We start from the raw sequence: 16,051 nt of genomic DNA, 5'->3' as shown, positions 1-16,051 counted from the left end.
ACCGGGTGGCTGGGGTCGTAGCGAAGCCCCCAGAACAATCGACTCTAAATAATTCAATCTCTCAATATAAAGAAAACTGTCATGTACGAAACCATCTATTCACGACGCGAAATGCTGCGACGTTGCGGGATGGGCTTTGGGGCTCTTTCCTGTGCGACCTTGCTGGCAGATGAAGCCCGAGCAGCGGATATTAAAAATCCGATGTTGCCCAAGCAGCCTCATTTTGCAGGAAAAGCCAAGCACGTCATACATATTTTCCTGAATGGAGGAGCCTCTCAGGTCGATACGTTCGATCCGAAACCGGCTCTGGAAAAATGGGCAGGTAAATCGATTGAAGGGGGGAACCTCCGCACCGAGCGTAAAACGGGCGGGGTGATGGCTTCGCCTTTCAAGTTCAAAAAACATGGACAATCCGGCATCGAAGTCAGTGAGATTTTCCCACATTTGGGTGAATGCGTCGACGACATGACGTTTATCCATTCGATGCACGCCAATGTTCCAAATCACGAACCATCCCTTATGCTGATGAACTGCGGAGAATCGAATTTGATTCGTCCCTGCATGGGTTCCTGGGTGACTTACGGGATGGGAACCGAGAACCAGAACCTGCCAGGTTTTGTTGTGATGTGTCCGGGGGGGTATCCGATTAAAGAATCCGCCAACTGGCGATCTGCGTTTCTGCCGGGAGTCTTTCAGGGAACACACCTGGATACAAACAAGCAGAAAGTAGAAGATCTGATTGCCAATATTCAGAACAATCAGTTGCCTTACGAGCGTCAGCGGGAACAACTCAATTTGATTCAGAAATTGAATCAACATCACTTTGCCGCTCGCTCCAGTGATACTCAACTGGAATCGCGGATTCAGTCCTTCGAGTTGGCCTATCGCATGCAGATGGAAGCGACCGATGCATTTGATGTGACTCGAGAACCCAAACATATTCAGGAAATGTACGGCGAGGGAGCTCATGCCCGTCAATGCCTGATGGCTCGACGGCTGGTTGAACGTGGTGTTCGATTTGTGCAATTATGGCATGGACAGGGACAACCTTGGGATAACCATGACGATCTCGAAAAGAATCATGCTCGACTTGCCAAGCAGTGCGATCAACCGATTGCCGCTTTAATTAAGGATCTCAAGCAACGAGGATTACTGGATGACACATTGATTGTCTGCAGTGGTGAATTCGGACGAACACCTGTTGTCGAATTGCCAACACCCGGTTCTAACGCAGGAAAGGTCAACGGACGTGACCATAACCATTACGGATTCACCGCCTGGATGGCGGGAGGCGGTGTTAAAGGCGGATTCAAGTATGGTGCAACCGATGAATTCGGTTTCAAAGCGGTCGAAAATCCGGTTCACGTCCACGACCTGCAGGCAACGATACTGCACCTGCTCGGCTTCAATCACGAAAAACTGACTTATCGTTATTCAGGCCGCGACTTCCGATTAACAGACGTACATGGACAGGTCGTTCAGGATGTTCTGGCTTAATCAATTGTGTCATCTGTCATCTCTATTGATTTCGGATTATTTGCCACTGGCTTCGCCAGTGCAGGTCAAAACAATCACCGATGTAGTAATGCACTGGTAGAGCCAGTGGCACTCCTATATCAATTTGAATAAATGCACTCAATTGTGCCATTTCGGGATTTTTGTTTCAGTTTCTGAGTCCCTGGGACGATACGATCAATAGAATGCGATATGAAAGCCGCTGAAAATCCGGCCTTCCGCTATTTCTATTTTCAGATAAGCTGTAATAAATTCACGCAGCGACAACGGACGTCGACTACGATACGAAACGTAGCATTCAGGGAATTTCGATTTTGCCCGGACAAGGCAGGCATCGAACAAGAACATTCTCTGACTCTAAGACGTCACCGGTACCATGAAATTCCGTTCTATATTGTCGCCGATATCGCGAGCTTCAACCGATGTGGGAATCCGCCCTCGTGGTTTGATTGTCGCCTCCTATATAATCCTCGCTTCAGCCTGGGTCATTGCCGTTCTGCTCCGATTGACTGTTCGCGACCTGACCTCGTTCAATCAGCTGACGGCTTATCATTACGCCACCCCCATGCCTTTGTTGTTCTTGCTGGCATTATTTCTGGCGATCACCGCTTTTTTCCTGAGTCACTCCAAAGCCAGCGCGGGCTGGTGTCTGTTGGCAATGGTGATTGCCCAAAGCGCAGGCTCTTATCCCATTCAGAATCAGGCAATAAATTCGATCGAGGAACCCCTTCAACAGAGGCTGATGTTATGGAATGTTTGTCATGGACGAAACGGGTTTGACAATGTCGTAGACGAGATGCAGTCTCACTATGCCGATATCTACATGCTGATTGAAGCGGGGCCGCCTTCAGAAAAGATGCGCCGTTTCTGGCAGGAAAATTTTCCTGATCACGAGGTCACACTCCTTGGGTCAGAAATGGTGCTGTTACTGCGTGGAACAGCCGGTCAGGTGCAGGTTGGAGCCCTCAGACCTCAAGGGCAGTATCGTCAGGTCGAAGTCGCAACGACTGCAGGTAAATTCGATTTATTATTCGTCGATATCCACGGACGTCCGACGTTGTCGCGTCGAGAACCAATCGCACGACTGACGGAATTAGTCGATGAATCATCCGATGGCCCGCTCCTCGTCGCAGGAGATTTTAATACCCCACGAGACTCTCCCTTGTTCCAGCCTCTTGATGCCCGACTCTGCAACGCTTACGATGCAGTCGGAACGGGTTTCGAACCAACATGGCCCTGGCCATTTCCACTGTTGACGTTGGATCAGGTCTGGTCAAACTCAGGAGTCTGTTTTCATCACTGCCTGCAATCGTGGTGTTCAATTTCCGACCATCGTCCTGTGATTGTCGATTTCAGTCTGACTCAACAACAATTGAAACTTGCCAATAACAAATAACGTGGGGCTGAACGCCTGCGACTTAATTGAAATAAGTGATGACAGTGTCGGACTCTCCACCAAACAATCAGGCAGCCGAATCACAGACAGAACTCCAGCGCGATTACGTTCGAGATGCACTTGATGTTCTGACCAACGCCCTCGGACCATATGTCGAAAGTCAGCTCCGAGCAACATTCGGCGACCAATGGAAGCGAAACGCGCGTTCGAGTTTCCGCAGACCTCGTGAAGAATCGCCCGGAGGCAAGTCGGACGATTTCACCTGGGATGCACATTCGGCTCTGACGGTTATGTGGGATCAGTGGAACGCCGTTTTTCGTCAACATCTCGGGCATTACGAACGCTCGCTCGTTAGCGAACTTCGAGAGTTCCGAAATCGCTGGGCCCATCAACGCCAGTTGAATTTTGACGACAGTTACCGCGTGCTCGACAGCATCGAACGCTTACTCAGTGCAATCGGCTGCGATGAGGACGCCCGCAAAATCTACGATACAAAACAGGAACTCCTCGGTCGCGAATTTTCCGACAAAATCAATGAGGAACAAATCACCAAACAGAATGTCCGCAACAAATGGTGGACGGTCGGAGTTTATATTGTCTGCTGCATCGCGATTGTCGCTCAGATGATTCTCTCCTGGAGTTCCAGCGGCTATCTGATTGCTGGTTTCGTCGTGCTCGTATTTATCTATCTGATCTATCAGCGAATGCAGTTTGAACCAGTCATTTACGGTCCTAGAGAGTGCCGCAAGTGTTTCCGCATCATTTACACTCAGGAATGCCCTTACTGCGGCAAAAAACCCTCGCCTCAGGAATAGTCCACTGTCCACTTCAGAATCAAATCAGCCTCACATTGTCGATCTGGCCAGCCTGCCCGGAGTTCCCTGCCCCTGCGGCACTGCTCGCCGTGCCTTTGCCGATGTTGCAGAATTTCCCGGCACAATCCATCTGACAGAAATCTCAACTGATGCAGAAACGCATTATCACAAAACGCTGACAGAGACCTATTACATTCTCGAATGCAAAGACGATGCCCTGATGGAACTCGATGGCCAACTCACGCCCCTCAAACCCGGCATGTGCATCATGATCCCCCCCGGCGTCCGTCACCGAGCGATCGGAGAAATGAAAATTCTGAACATCGTCTTTCCGAAATTCGATCCCGCTGACGAATTCGTCGATTGAATTAATGTTACTGACTCACATGCTCAGCCCTGGCTTTCATATACCCTGGCTTCCAGATCCACGGCAACACATAACTTTCTTTGGCCCATTCTTCCCAGTCACTAATCAACTCTTTGACCTTCGCAGGTTTTTCGCCGGCTAAATTGTGCATTTCTGTCCGATCATTTTGCATGTCATACAGTTCCCACTTTCCTTTCGGTCCATTCGCGACCAGTTTCCAGTCTCCTTTACGAACTGCCCGATTTCCCTCATGCTCCCAGAAAATGACTTCGTGAATCCGCTGCTCTCTGCCTGACAATAGTGGCTTCAGACTCTTACCCGCTAATGGCACAATCTCATTGCCGTAGAAGTTTTTTGGATACTTCGCCTGACCAAGATCAGCACAAGTTGCCATCAGATCAATCACATGTGCAGGTTGCCGACAGAATGTCCCCTCACGATGTTGAGGAATCCCCTTCGGCCAATGAGCAATCAGCGGACTCGCAATTCCCCCTTCATGGTTCCAATGCTTATGCTTGCGGAACGGCGTGTTCGAAACATTCGACCAGGCTTTGCCGTAGCGAATGAAAGAATCAGCAGAACCCCAGGCGGCTTCCGGAGTTCCTGAATTCTTGACGAGATCGCCTCCCTCGGCACATCCTCCATTGTCAGAGAGGAATAGTATCAGCGTGTTGTCGAGAACTCCCTGTTCTTCAAGGGATGCGACAACCTTTCCGACTGCATGATCCATTCGCTCCATCACAGCCGCATAACAGGCCATTCCCAGATCCTGTTTCTCCTGGCTCGACTGATCCAGCTGAGACCACTTCACCCCCTCAGGATCCTGCGGCGTCAAATCCCACGCCTCATCAATTAGACCCAATTCAATCTGTTTTTGATGACGAGCCTTCCGTGTCGCTTCCCAGCCTTCGAGATACTTCCCTTTATATTTCTCAATATCTTTCTGATCAGCCTGCAAAGGCCAGTGTGGTGCATTGAATGCCAGATACCAGAAAAACGGCTTCTCTTGCTTGACCGCTTCTTTCACGAATTCATTGCCTTGCTCAGCAAACGCATCAGTCGTGTAAAACCCTTCGGGCATTTTGTCACCGAAGGAAAACTGAATATCGTTTCCGGCAACAAGATCGCGTCCCTTCGTCGGAGCAAAATAAAATCCGCCCCCTTGAGGAACTCCATAAAATCGATCAAACCCTCGTTGCAATGGCCACCAGCTATGATCGGAAGCTCCCACATGCCACTTGCCCGTGACAGCCGTTAAATATCCTGCCGGCCGAAGCACTTCCCCAATTGTGACGCACCTTTTCAGAAGATGCCCGCGATATCCCGGCCGTTTGTCCCCCTTATCCTGATTCATATGACCAATGCCGGCCTGATGAGAATACAGTCCCGTTAACAAGGCCGCCCGAGTCGGACAACATCGCCCCGTATTATAAAACTGAGTAAACCGCAATCCATTCTCAGCCAGCCGATCCAAATTCGGCGTCGAAATCTCGCTGCCATAACAGCCGACATCCGAAAAACCCATATCATCAACCAAAATGATCACAATATTCGGCCGCTCATCGGCATTCAGGAATTCTTTGGAATGAACTCCCAACAGAATTCCAGCTGCAATCGTCAAGCAGAGTTTCCAACGATTCATTAATAACCTCCAATAACTTGTCCGTATGAAATTCAACCCGAACATACAAAAGTATGCTTATTGGAGAAAGCAAGTGCGGTAGGATTTCTCAAAAAGACTGAGTCGCCAAAAGAGGCTCAATAAATTCCCTGGTTGTCAAAGTCGCTGAACTATTGCAAAACTCCAGTGAGCAGTCGCCGAACGGCGAACCGAGCGTCGAGCAGCCAATGCCTGATTTTATAATACAACTCAAATTTGGTAACAGTAAGATACGAATTGTGTCAGCGACTTCCTGGGTGGCATGTCTCAGTACGAATTAATGAGCGTGGGAATTGCAAACGGCCACGCCCTTCGCTTTGCTCAGGGTCGTGCCACCCAACGCGTCTTCGCGTTCTGTTTTAGTCCGCATTGAAAGTGCTCTATAAGGATTACGGACAAAGCGAGACTGAAGATTACTTCAGAACGGGTGGAGTGAGTTTCAATCCATTCGTATCCAGAATCTGAAAATGATGGATGCCGACGGGGCTGTCGCTGCGATAGGTCCAGACGACTTCCTTATCCTGATTGACTTCGATCAGTTTCGGGGAATCGATCTTTGATCGATTTACTTTGTAGGACGTAATCACAAAATTTCCGTTGGGGAGGACCTGACCGCCGCAAGGATCCTGCAGCCAGGTGCCGGGGAAATCTTCGTTGGTGAGTTGCCATACGTTTTCCCCTTTTGCATTGAAGTCGACCACACGATTTCCATTTGTGCAACAGACGAGCGTATGTCCTTCACCGTGACGGATTGCCGTGAAAGGCCAGGAGTGAATCTTTCGTTCGGGATCGTTCTTGACCGTTGTATCGATACTACTGAGCACTTTGCCGTTGCGGTCGTAATTTTTCACGGCAAAATCGAGCAGGTGAGGAACCAGATAGGTTCCATCGTCCAGTTTGCGAGCCATGCGGGTTTGCAGATGGAAGTTTTCGGTCTGACATTCCAGTGGGAACTCGACAACAACATTACCAGCGCGATCCACTTCCAGTAAACGTGGCTTGGACCCGGCTTCTGTGATTACAAATGTGTCCGACGCCGTCGGATGAGCACTATTGACCTCGGATTGCGTTCCTTTCCAGATCAGACGTTCAGAGCCATCGGTTGCGACTTCGACCACAGCACCTCCGGAATACTGCTTTCCTTTACTGAGAGTCAGCACGATATTTCCATTTGGGAGAACATAGCCATCTCGAGTGGAATGCGGATAAGTCCAGATGGTGTTGCCATCACCATCGACCATGTATGTCTTTTGACCGCAGGCGAGGAAACTGTGAGTGACTTCTTCAGCGACTGCCGGTCCTGCTTGAAGAAACAATGTGAGCGTTACGGCTATGACTGCGAACGATCGATAAAAAGTTTCGAGCTTCATGACTGTATCCTTTGATTAGGAATCAACCTGTAAGAATGCGGCGGAAATGACAGTTGCCGATTTGATAAGGCTGTCAGGAAGTGTTCCCTTTTGCAAGTTGAACGGCGATTTACGAAGAGATTTCATAGTTCCGATTTTCCTATCAAGTTGCACAAACTGTCTCGATGGGGATAATTGAGCATTTGTTGAGGGAACCGAAGCCTATTTTTTATCGCAACGATTTCTATCCATTCGTAAGAGCCGAGCTCAATGAGTTCGACCCTGAATTTCATGAGATTTTGAGAGTCATCTGGAGCGACAATTAAAAATAATATTCTCCAATAGTGGATCAACTCATCAACAGTAAATATCAAAAAATGGGAGACATATCATGCGGACAAAACTAATCGCATTACTTATTTGTGAATTAATATTTTGGAATTGTTTGAATCAATCTACCATACTCGCTCAGGAGAGGGCCTCGCAAATTCGTGAATCTCGATCGAAAAACTTCGTCATGCGGAGTGATCTTTCCGCTGAAGAATCGCAGGAGTTGCTTAAGCGTCTCGAGACGATGCTCGATTTGGTTTCCAAGTACTGGGGGAAGAAGAATGCCGGCATCATTGAGATGTATGTCGTCAAAGATCTTTCGGTCTGGTCTCCCGATATGATGCCCGCTAATGCGTGGCAGTCTGTTTCGACGGGCGGCGGATTGACCATTACTCAAAAACGCAGTCTCGGTCGGGTCTGGCAGGCGAAAGCGGTGGTGTACGCGATTGCTGATCGAGGCACCCCTCAACATGAAGCGGTGCATGCTTATTGCGGGCAGGCCTTCGGCAGTACTGGGCCTGTCTGGTATAGCGAAGGGATGGCTGAGATTGGGAAATACTGGGCGGGACCGGATGACAAAACCGTGCATTGCGATCCGTATGTTATCAAGTATTTGAAAACGAGCCCTTATAAGCCGCTACAAGAACTGGTCGATCGAGATCAGTTTACGGGAGACTCCTGGCAAAATTATGCCTGGCGGTGGACACTGTGTCATTTACTCGGATTCAACGAGAATTACTCTCAACGATTCAAACCGCTCGGTCTGGCTTTGATGTCCGAGCAGCCTCGCATTTCCTTCGCTGCCGTGTATGGCACAATGGCAAAGGAAATTGAGTTTGAGCACAAGATGTTCGTCGAAAATATGGATGTTGGCTATCGAGTCGATTTATGCAGCTGGGACTGGCGAACGAAGTTTCAACCACTCAGAGGAAGCCGAGCCTCTTCCGTCAAAATCAAAGCTGACCATGGCTGGCAGGCTTCCCGACTGGAAGTGACCGCTGGAGAACGTTATTCCTACTCGACGAATGGAGAATGGACACTTGAAGAGGATGGAGAGGAATTCACAGCAGATGGCAACGACACCGGCGATGGACGTTTGATTGGAGTGATTTTTAACGACTATGAACTGACCAAACCCTTTGAACTCGGCACAGATGGAACTTTTGAAGCCGAGTGCGATGGAAAACTTTATGTTCGCTGCCGTGAGGACTGGAGCAAAATCGCGGATAATGAGGGAACCATTACACTGAAATTGCAGGCCGCTCGTTAATCAATTTTTAGTCGATAAACTACAAGCACGAAGCGCTAGCGAGTGAGTGAGTCAAATAAGCCTGGACACACTCGCTTGCGCTTCGTGCTTGTACTACTGTGATTATTAATCAAAGGGATACTGCGATCCCTAATGAATCTCAGCATCATCTCGAAATTGACTGAACTCCCGTAGAGGGACGTTGGCATCGCTGGCTTCGAAGCTGCCAACTCCGGGCACATTCAGTCGGGCTTTCAGAAAACCGTGTGAAAGAAACTCGCTGTCAACATCCGGCCGTAGATTTCGCCAGGGGAGTTGGATATGAGCATCCCCGTGCTGGTCGATTAAATCTTGGGAAAGTCGAACCGTCCAATCACCCATTTTGACGAAACGTTGTTCATCGGGCCTGGGGTGATAGCGTTCTGCATACAGTGTAAACGATACGGATCCCTGCAACTGGCAACGATTCTGCTGAGGATCTAACGCGACCAGTTGAACACTCACACCATCGGCTTCGGCATCACGATCCCAACTTTTCGCGGCTGCATGAATCGCGATCGATTGAATCGATCTGACAGCAGGGAAAGCATTCGCTCTGAATCGATTTGCGGATTCCGGATTTGGTCGCTGTAATAACTCTTCAGGTTCAATCACAATGACCGGATCGATTCTTTCAATCGTCTGCACTTTCGTTTTGTGAAAACGACTCACGATGGCTAGTTGAGCCGAGGACGATTCGAGAACAATCCATTCGCTGGAATCTTCCTGAGGAACAAGTTTACCAACCGGATGACGTCCGTCATGCAGATGCAATTTGACATACGTGCTCGATTCCTGAGCGTCAGCAAATGCGGTAACGCAAAGTATCGCAAATGCGAAGAGGCACAGTGAACGAGATGTCTTCATGAAATTCGACATGTTCGAAACAGGGAGCAACAGACATGCCAGACACAATCAATTGTTCAATACGCTATATTTGTAGAGTCTACGAGTAATCGCCAGGACTAGACTGTTTCGAGAAAGCAACACTGTTGTCCTCAACGTGCGACAATAGACTCGTTGTATCCGGCAGCTTCCTGAAAAGTTTCTTTTGAGAGCGACACTTTTTGCCGTTATAGTGGTTTAAGAAATCAGGAGCTTCTCAAATTAAGGAAAACGATTCATGATCATTCAGCCACGTCGAGCGTTTCTACAATCGATGGCCGTTGCCACGACCGCACTCTGGACAACACCTGGATTATTCGCGGAGCAACTGACTCCCACTTCCCGCATGACTGAGGGGCCCTTCTATCCCGATAAACTGCCGCTCGATACCGATAACGATTTGATTGTCGTGAACAATTCGATCACGCCTGCCATTGGAGAGCTTACACATCTTTCGGGCAAAGTGCTCACCGCGAATGGTTCTCCGATTCGTAATGCGTTTGTTGAAATCTGGCAGGTCGATAATCAGGGAGCCTACTTGCATTCAGGCACAAGCAATGCTGCCAATCGGGACAGCAACTTCCAGGGTTACGGACGCTTTCTGACTGATTCCACAGGGCAGTATTATTTCCGTACGATCAAGCCAGTCGCCTACCCGGGACGAACTCCGCACATCCACTTTGCCGTCAGTCAGAATGGTCATCGTATTCTGACAACTCAATTGCTGATTAAAGGAGAGCCTCAAAACGAACGTGATGGGCTATTCCGTCGCATCTCCGCACCGGCAGAGAGAGAAACGATTCTAGCCGCATTCGATCCGATTCCCGATTCAAAATTCGGCGAATTGAACGCCAACTTCGATCTCGTGATTGGCCAGACGGTATCTGATGAACCGGTCAGCAAAATCCAGGGAGGCATTGCTCCTTCCGAACGCAGTGCCGGTGGTAGACAATTTGGCCGCCCACCAGGACCACCGCCGCGACGTCCGGGGAATGGTCAGTAGTCCTCTATTTTTGAATGGGGTTCATCAAAAACCGATTGCAATTCTGATCATTTCTTTCACAATGTGATCGTTGATGAATACATGAACGGATAGGAAATTTGTTATGACAGAATTGTTAGAACAGCTATTTGATCGAGTTTCAAAACTCCCGCCTGAGGAGCAGGATGAAATTGCGAACTGGATGATGAAGGAGCTGGATTCTGAAAGAAAATGGGATGCTCTGTTTGCGAAAAGTCAGGATCGACTTTCCGAATTGGGGGCAGCCGCCCTCACTGAGAATAGTGAGGGTTTGACGGAGGAGATGGAATTTGAGAAATGATCAATTCCAAAACGACTCGGCAATTCCGCAATCATCTAGAAAAACTACCAACAGAGATTCAGCAGCAGGCAAAAAAAGCCTACTCAAAGTTTAGAGAGAATCCTCAGCATCCCAGTCTTCGATTCAAGAAAGTTCACGCCAGCAATCCCATTTATTCAGTGCGAATAAACGATGACTATCGAGCGGTGGGCATTATGAATGACAACGAAATTATCTGGTTTTGGATTGGCACGCATACGGACTATGACAAGTTGCTTTCCAATCGATAACTTTTCCAAAAAGCAGCTTCAAACTCATAACGCGACATATTCCTGAAAAACATCGACTCTGGGAGGCTTTGTCAGCAGGGGTTCCAGGTCGGACAAGAGTTTTTCCAGGTAGGGGTGTTTGAGGTGATCATCGAGTGACTGCAGATCCTGCCAGTGTTCGATGACGATAAAGGCCGTGGGAATGTTTGCCTGTTGAATGAGTCGGTAGGTGAAGTTGCCCGCTTCTTCAACGGTTGCTTTGAGTGCTGGATGGAAGGCTGTTTTGAATTCGTCTTCTTTACCCGATTGAACATCGCAATAAACGAGCATCATGAACGTTTTTCTCGGATCCGTCAGATGCTGACTGACTTCATCAGCCAGTGGATGCAATTCCGAACTGCTCATTTTACTCTCTCCTGTTTGTGTTTTCTTCAATCACTTGTTCCCAAGTAGGACCTTGTGAACAAGTTGAAATTGTGAGATTTTTTACAAGCACGAAGCGCAAGCGAGTGTGTAATTATCGGTTTGACTCACTCGCTTGCGCTTCGTGCTTGTAATTTCATCAATTGATTAACCCATCTTCTATCTCGTCAGGCACAGCCTGACCTTCGGGTTTACTCTTCGGGCAGGTTCAATTCGAGATACAGTTCTTTCGTTTGTTTTTCGTCGACCATCGATGGAGCCCCTGAAAGCATGTCGGCTGCTTTTTGTGTTTTGGGGAAGGCGATTACGTCGCGGATGTTGTCGTAACCGCAAAGGAGCATCACCCAGCGGTCGAGACCGAGAGCCATTCCTCCGTGTGGTGGTGCACCGTATCGCAAACCTTCAAGCAGGAAGCCAAATCGTCTTTCGGCTTCGTCGGCTTTGATGTTGAGCAGATCGAAAATCTGCTGCTGAATCGCGGGATCGTGAATACGAATACTGCCGGAAGCGGCTTCATAACCATTGACCACCAGATCGTACGATTGTGCCCGAACTTTGCCGGGATCTGTTTTCAATAATTCGATGTCATCGGGATGCGGGTAGCAGAACGGATGATGCTCGGCGACCCAGCGATCAGTCTCTGCATCAAATTGCAGCAGAGGAAACTCAACAACCCACAGGCAGGAAAACGCCTTGGGATCGAATAGTTCCAGCTCTTTGCCGAGTCGATTTCGCAGTGCAGCCAGCGCAGCCGAGGTGACGGGGGCTTTATCGGCCACACAGAAAATCAAATCGCCAGGCTTAGCGCCCATCTTATCGATGATCGCCTGCTGATGTTCTTCGGTGAAGAACTTGGCAATCGGAGAATCGAGTCCACTTTCGTTGACTCTAAAGAAGGCCAGGCCTTTGGCACCGTAATCGCCAACGAAAGCCGTTAAAGCATCGATATTCTTTCGGCTGTACTTTTCAGCAGCTTGGGGCGCGACCAGTCCACGAACTCGTCCGCCATTTTCAATGGTCTTGCTGAAGACGCCGAATCCGCAATCGGCTGCGATTTCCTTCAGGTCGGTCAGTTCCATACCGAATCGCATATCGGGCTTATCAGAACCGAATCGTTCCATCACTTCTGCATGCGTGTAACGCGGCAAAGGAACCGGTGAGTCGATGCCTTTGAGTGTTTTGAGGACTTCAGCAATCATGCCATCGACAACAGAAAGCACATCGTTCTGCTCGACGAAGGCCATTTCGAGATCGATCTGCGTAAATTCCGGCTGGCGGTCGGCTCGCAGGTCTTCATCACGGAAACAGCGGGCGATCTGCATGTAACGATCGTAACCGGCACACATCAGAAGTTGTTTGAAAATCTGAGGAGATTGCGGCAACGCATAGAAACAACCCGGGTGGACCCGAGACGGAACCAGATAATCGCGAGCCCCTTCCGGTGAACTGCGACCGAGGATTGGCGTTTCGATATCGAGGAAACCGTGTCGGTCAAAATAATCGCGAACGATTTTCGTGAACTTGTGCCGAAGCACCATTGCGTTCTGCAATTCGGGACGACGCAAATCGACAACGCGGTGCTTAAGCCGCAATTCTTCATTGGGAAGATCCGGCTGATCGAGCAGGAATGGCGGAGTCGCGGACTTGCTGAGCACTTTCAACTCATTGACACGGATTTCAATTTCTCCGGTCGCCAGTTTTGGATTGACCATATCGTCCGGACGAGCCACGACCTCCCCGATGACCTGAACAACATCTTCATGCCGCAAGCCACGGGCTTCTTTCTGAGTGTTGCTGTTATCTTCCAGATTGAATTTGATCTGAGCCCGGCCGTATCGGTCTCGCAGGTCAATGAAGACGATGCCGGCGTGATCGCGGTATTTATCGACCCAACCGGCCAGCGTGACGCTTTCGCCAACATGAGATTTCCGTAATTCGCCGCAAGTATGAGTTCTTAACACGTGTTTTGGTCCAGTGGGCAACAAGTAGAGTACGCTGTGCGTACCATTGATAATCTGTTGAGTGTGGTACGCACAGCGTACCCGACAGGATTAATATCCGATTAATTTGAGCCGCATTATAGTTGTCTGTCCGGGAGATTGAAGGCGAGCGGGCAGGAAATCTTGCGGAGAGGTCGCCGAATTCCTCGAATTTGATCACTTTGGCTCCTTCATTCGTTCCACATCCGCCCCCAGACTCATCAGTTTTCCGGTCAGATTTTCATATCCTCGTTCGAGATGATAAATCCTGCGAATGATTGTTTCTCCCTGCGCAGCAAGAGCGGCGATTATTAAGGCAGCCGAGGCGCGCAGGTCGGAGGCCATCACATGGGCACCGCTCAAAGTCGGGACGCCATCAATAATTACGCTACAACCATCGCGTCGCAGTCGTGCTCCCATTCGCATCAACTCAGCAGCATGCATGAAGCGATCCGGGAAAACTCGATCTGTCACCACACTGATTCCCGTTGTCAGAGTCATGAGTGCAGTCATCTGGGCCTGGAGATCGGTCGGGAAACTGGGATAGGGCAATGCAACAATATCCGCAGGGTGCATTTGATGGATGCCAGAAATTCGGACGGAATCTGACATAATTTCCGGAACGATTCCTGCTCGCTGCAGAGCATCAAACAGAGCGGAAAGATGATCGATTCGAAGAGATTCGAGAGTGACATCCCCCTGAGTAATAGCCGCTGCCATCATCCAGGTTGCCGCTTCGATGCGATCGGGAATCACTCGGTATTTGATCGCCTGAAGTTCCTCAACGCCTTGAATTTTTATGGTCGGTGTGCCCAGTCCTTCGATGTGAGCCCCGGAAGCCTGCAGAAAATTTCCCAGATCGACCACTTCCGGTTCACAGGCAGCCGCTTCAATGATAGTCTCCCCTTTGGCAAGCACCGCAGCCGACATCACATTGCATGTTCCTGTGACTGTGCTGCCTTGAGGCCCGCCTAGAAAAATGCGTGCCCCTCGTAATTCTCGGGCTTTGGCATGAACATAACCTTGCTGAATTGAGATCTCTGCCCCTAAGGCAGCCAGTCCTTTGAGATGCAGATCGATCGGCCGGTGTCCAATATTGCAGCCTCCCGGCAAAGAAACCGTCGCTTCTCCCCGACTGGCAAGTAGTGGCCCCAAGACACAAACACTGGCCCGCATGGTGCGAACGAGATCGTAATCAGCATGACTGATTAGATTCGACTGCGGTTCCAGAGTCACCGTATTGTCACTAGCCTGTTCGACTTTGACATCGAGCTGCGTAAGCAACTGAATCATGCTGTTGGTATCGCGAAGTTTGGGAATGTTCTCGAGGATCGTGCGCCCAGGAATGGCCAGACAAGCCGCCATGATGGGAAGAGCCGCATTTTTGGCACCGGAAACGGTGATAGTTCCCTTGAGCTTCAATCCCCCCTGAATTTTGAGCTGATCCATCATTCACCCTTTTGACTTACAGCCTTAAGGTTGATATTTCGCAGACAAAAATCGTGTTCGACCGGTATCATCGACGAATCCGTGCACTTCACTCCAGGTTCCGATTTGCTTTGCATATTCTATCGCCGCCTGCGTTTGAGCGGGGTCCATTTCGAGCAGACAAAGTGCTCCCGGTTTCAAATACGTTCCTGCCTGTTCCAGAATTTTGCGGACAATATCCAATCCATCTTCCCCGGCTACCAAGGCTTCGCGGGGCTCGTGATGTCGGACATCAGCCTCCAGTTCGGCCATTTCATCCTCTCGTACATAGGGAGGATTGCTGACCAGTAAATCGAATTGAACACCGGCTGGCAAAGGCTGAAACAGATTTCCCTGCAAAACCTGCACGCGTTGACTCACTTTGTGACGATCGGCATTAGCCAGAGTCGCCTGATAAGGGATATCGTGGAGTTCAACAGCAGTAATCTGTGCTTCTAATAGCTGTTTAGCCAGGGAAACAGAGATGCAACCACTTCCGGAACAGAGTTCCAGAATATGAGCAGACTTTCGATTCGCCAGTGCTTCCTGACTTTTCATGACCAGAGCTTCGGTCTCGGGTCGCGGTATGAAAACTCCCGGCTTGACGAGAAAGTCGAGACTGAAAAACTCTTTCTTACCAACGAGATAAGCAACCGGTTCACGATTCACCCGGCGCTTGACGAGCTCCCGCATTTTCGCGCGGACTTCTTCACTGAGGACTTCAGCAAAGTTTGTATAGAGTTGAATACGCTCGCATTTGCGAGCATGTGCGAGCAAGATTTCACTTTCGAGCCGGGGAGATTCGATCCCCTTATTGCGAAGATGCTCGGTCGTCCAAGTGAGGATTTTCTGCACAGTCCACTCTGTAGACTGCGGATTCGCCACCGGATTATTGGGCTGCGGCGATTCCAAAGAAGTCCTCCTGACTTTATACGAACAAAAAAATTATCTGGGTGGCTGGGGTCGAACGAAGTGAGCCCCCAGATTAATCACTTCTGGGGGCGAGC

Annotated in this window: 15 protein-coding genes; 8 read left to right on the top strand and 7 right to left on the bottom strand. The window is 49.5% G+C overall.

Annotation, left to right across the window (positions count from 1 at the left end):
• Positions 1 to 81 precede the first annotated feature (81 nt).
• The 4 genes from Pan54_RS01175 to Pan54_RS01160 all read left to right on the top strand — a co-directional run bounded on the left by Pan54_RS01175 (position 82) and on the right by Pan54_RS01160 (position 4,093).
• Complete coding sequence (locus Pan54_RS01175; RefSeq protein WP_146501680.1) at positions 82 to 1,497, top strand: DUF1501 domain-containing protein; 1,416 nt, start codon at positions 82 to 84, stop codon at positions 1,495 to 1,497.
• 394 nt (positions 1,498 to 1,891) lie between these two features.
• Positions 1,892 to 2,911 carry an endonuclease/exonuclease/phosphatase family protein gene (locus tag Pan54_RS01170; RefSeq protein WP_146501678.1) on the top strand — a complete coding sequence of 340 codons (1,020 nt, stop codon included), beginning with the start codon at positions 1,892 to 1,894 and terminating at the stop codon, positions 2,909 to 2,911.
• 38 nt (positions 2,912 to 2,949) lie between these two features.
• Positions 2,950 to 3,726 (top strand): Swt1 family HEPN domain-containing protein, encoded by a 777-nt coding sequence (locus Pan54_RS01165; protein WP_146501677.1) that lies wholly within the window; start codon positions 2,950 to 2,952, stop codon positions 3,724 to 3,726.
• Between the two features lie 4 nt (positions 3,727 to 3,730).
• A complete protein-coding gene (locus Pan54_RS01160) occupies positions 3,731 to 4,093 on the top strand; it encodes a cupin domain-containing protein (RefSeq protein ID WP_146506270.1) in 363 nt (120 codons plus the stop codon).
• Between the two features lie 7 nt (positions 4,094 to 4,100).
• Here Pan54_RS01160 and Pan54_RS01155 read toward each other — a convergent pair whose 3' ends face one another.
• Together Pan54_RS01155 and Pan54_RS01150 are read right to left on the bottom strand one after the other, a co-directional pair.
• Positions 4,101 to 5,735: an arylsulfatase gene (locus Pan54_RS01155; RefSeq protein ID WP_146501675.1), complete on the bottom strand. Its 1,635-nt coding sequence runs from the start codon at positions 5,733 to 5,735 to the stop codon at positions 4,101 to 4,103.
• A gap of 431 nt (positions 5,736 to 6,166) precedes the next feature.
• Entirely contained in the window at positions 6,167 to 7,123 is a 957-nt protein-coding gene (locus Pan54_RS01150) for a beta-propeller domain-containing protein (RefSeq protein WP_207310013.1), read from the bottom strand.
• A 496-nt stretch (positions 7,124 to 7,619) separates the two neighbouring features.
• On the opposite strand from Pan54_RS01150, the gene Pan54_RS01145 reads away from it, so the two are divergent.
• Entirely contained in the window at positions 7,620 to 8,702 is a 1,083-nt protein-coding gene (locus tag Pan54_RS01145) for a hypothetical protein (protein ID WP_146501673.1), read from the top strand.
• Between the two features lie 129 nt (positions 8,703 to 8,831).
• Here the strand turns inward: Pan54_RS01145 and Pan54_RS01140 are convergent, their stop codons facing one another.
• On the bottom strand, positions 8,832 to 9,587 hold the full coding sequence (locus tag Pan54_RS01140) for a hypothetical protein (RefSeq protein WP_146501671.1): 756 nt from the start codon (positions 9,585 to 9,587) through the stop codon (positions 8,832 to 8,834).
• Between the two features lie 256 nt (positions 9,588 to 9,843).
• On the opposite strand from Pan54_RS01140, the gene Pan54_RS01135 reads away from it, so the two are divergent.
• The 3 genes from Pan54_RS01135 (at position 9,844) to Pan54_RS01125 (ending at position 11,196) form a co-directional block, all read left to right on the top strand.
• Positions 9,844 to 10,608: a dioxygenase family protein gene (locus Pan54_RS01135; RefSeq protein ID WP_146501669.1), complete on the top strand. Its 765-nt coding sequence runs from the start codon at positions 9,844 to 9,846 to the stop codon at positions 10,606 to 10,608.
• Positions 10,609 to 10,711: 103 nt separating this feature from the next.
• Positions 10,712 to 10,927 carry a hypothetical protein gene (locus Pan54_RS01130; RefSeq protein WP_146501667.1) on the top strand — a complete coding sequence of 72 codons (216 nt, stop codon included), beginning with the start codon at positions 10,712 to 10,714 and terminating at the stop codon, positions 10,925 to 10,927.
• A complete protein-coding gene (locus Pan54_RS01125) occupies positions 10,927 to 11,196 on the top strand; it encodes a type II toxin-antitoxin system RelE family toxin (protein ID WP_390621937.1) in 270 nt (89 codons plus the stop codon). The genes Pan54_RS01130 and Pan54_RS01125 overlap by 1 nt, the downstream gene beginning before the upstream one ends.
• Before the next feature lie 24 nt (positions 11,197 to 11,220).
• Here Pan54_RS01125 and Pan54_RS01120 read toward each other — a convergent pair whose 3' ends face one another.
• From Pan54_RS01120 to prmC, 4 genes are all read right to left on the bottom strand, one after another.
• Positions 11,221 to 11,580, bottom strand: coding sequence for a putative quinol monooxygenase (locus Pan54_RS01120; RefSeq protein WP_146501664.1), 360 nt, complete (start codon positions 11,578 to 11,580; stop codon positions 11,221 to 11,223).
• A 209-nt stretch (positions 11,581 to 11,789) separates the two neighbouring features.
• On the bottom strand, positions 11,790 to 13,559 hold the full coding sequence (gene aspS, locus Pan54_RS01115; RefSeq protein ID WP_146501662.1) for an aspartate--tRNA ligase: 1,770 nt from the start codon (positions 13,557 to 13,559) through the stop codon (positions 11,790 to 11,792).
• A 195-nt stretch (positions 13,560 to 13,754) separates the two neighbouring features.
• The gene (murA, locus tag Pan54_RS01110; protein WP_242631183.1) at positions 13,755 to 15,029 is read right to left on the bottom strand and encodes a UDP-N-acetylglucosamine 1-carboxyvinyltransferase; all 1,275 of its coding nucleotides are present in this window, start codon (positions 15,027 to 15,029) and stop codon (positions 13,755 to 13,757) included.
• A gap of 21 nt (positions 15,030 to 15,050) precedes the next feature.
• Positions 15,051 to 15,956, bottom strand: a complete 906-nt coding sequence (gene prmC, locus Pan54_RS01105; RefSeq protein ID WP_146501660.1) for a peptide chain release factor N(5)-glutamine methyltransferase — start codon at positions 15,954 to 15,956, stop codon at positions 15,051 to 15,053.
• Positions 15,957 to 16,051: the final 95 nt, after the last annotated feature.

It is taken from the genome of Rubinisphaera italica (assembly GCF_007859715.1).
GTDB classification, from domain to species: domain Bacteria; phylum Planctomycetota; class Planctomycetia; order Planctomycetales; family Planctomycetaceae; genus Rubinisphaera; species Rubinisphaera italica.
Note: the sequence above shows the minus strand (reverse complement) of the source record. Positions and strands in the feature narration are given on the sequence as shown.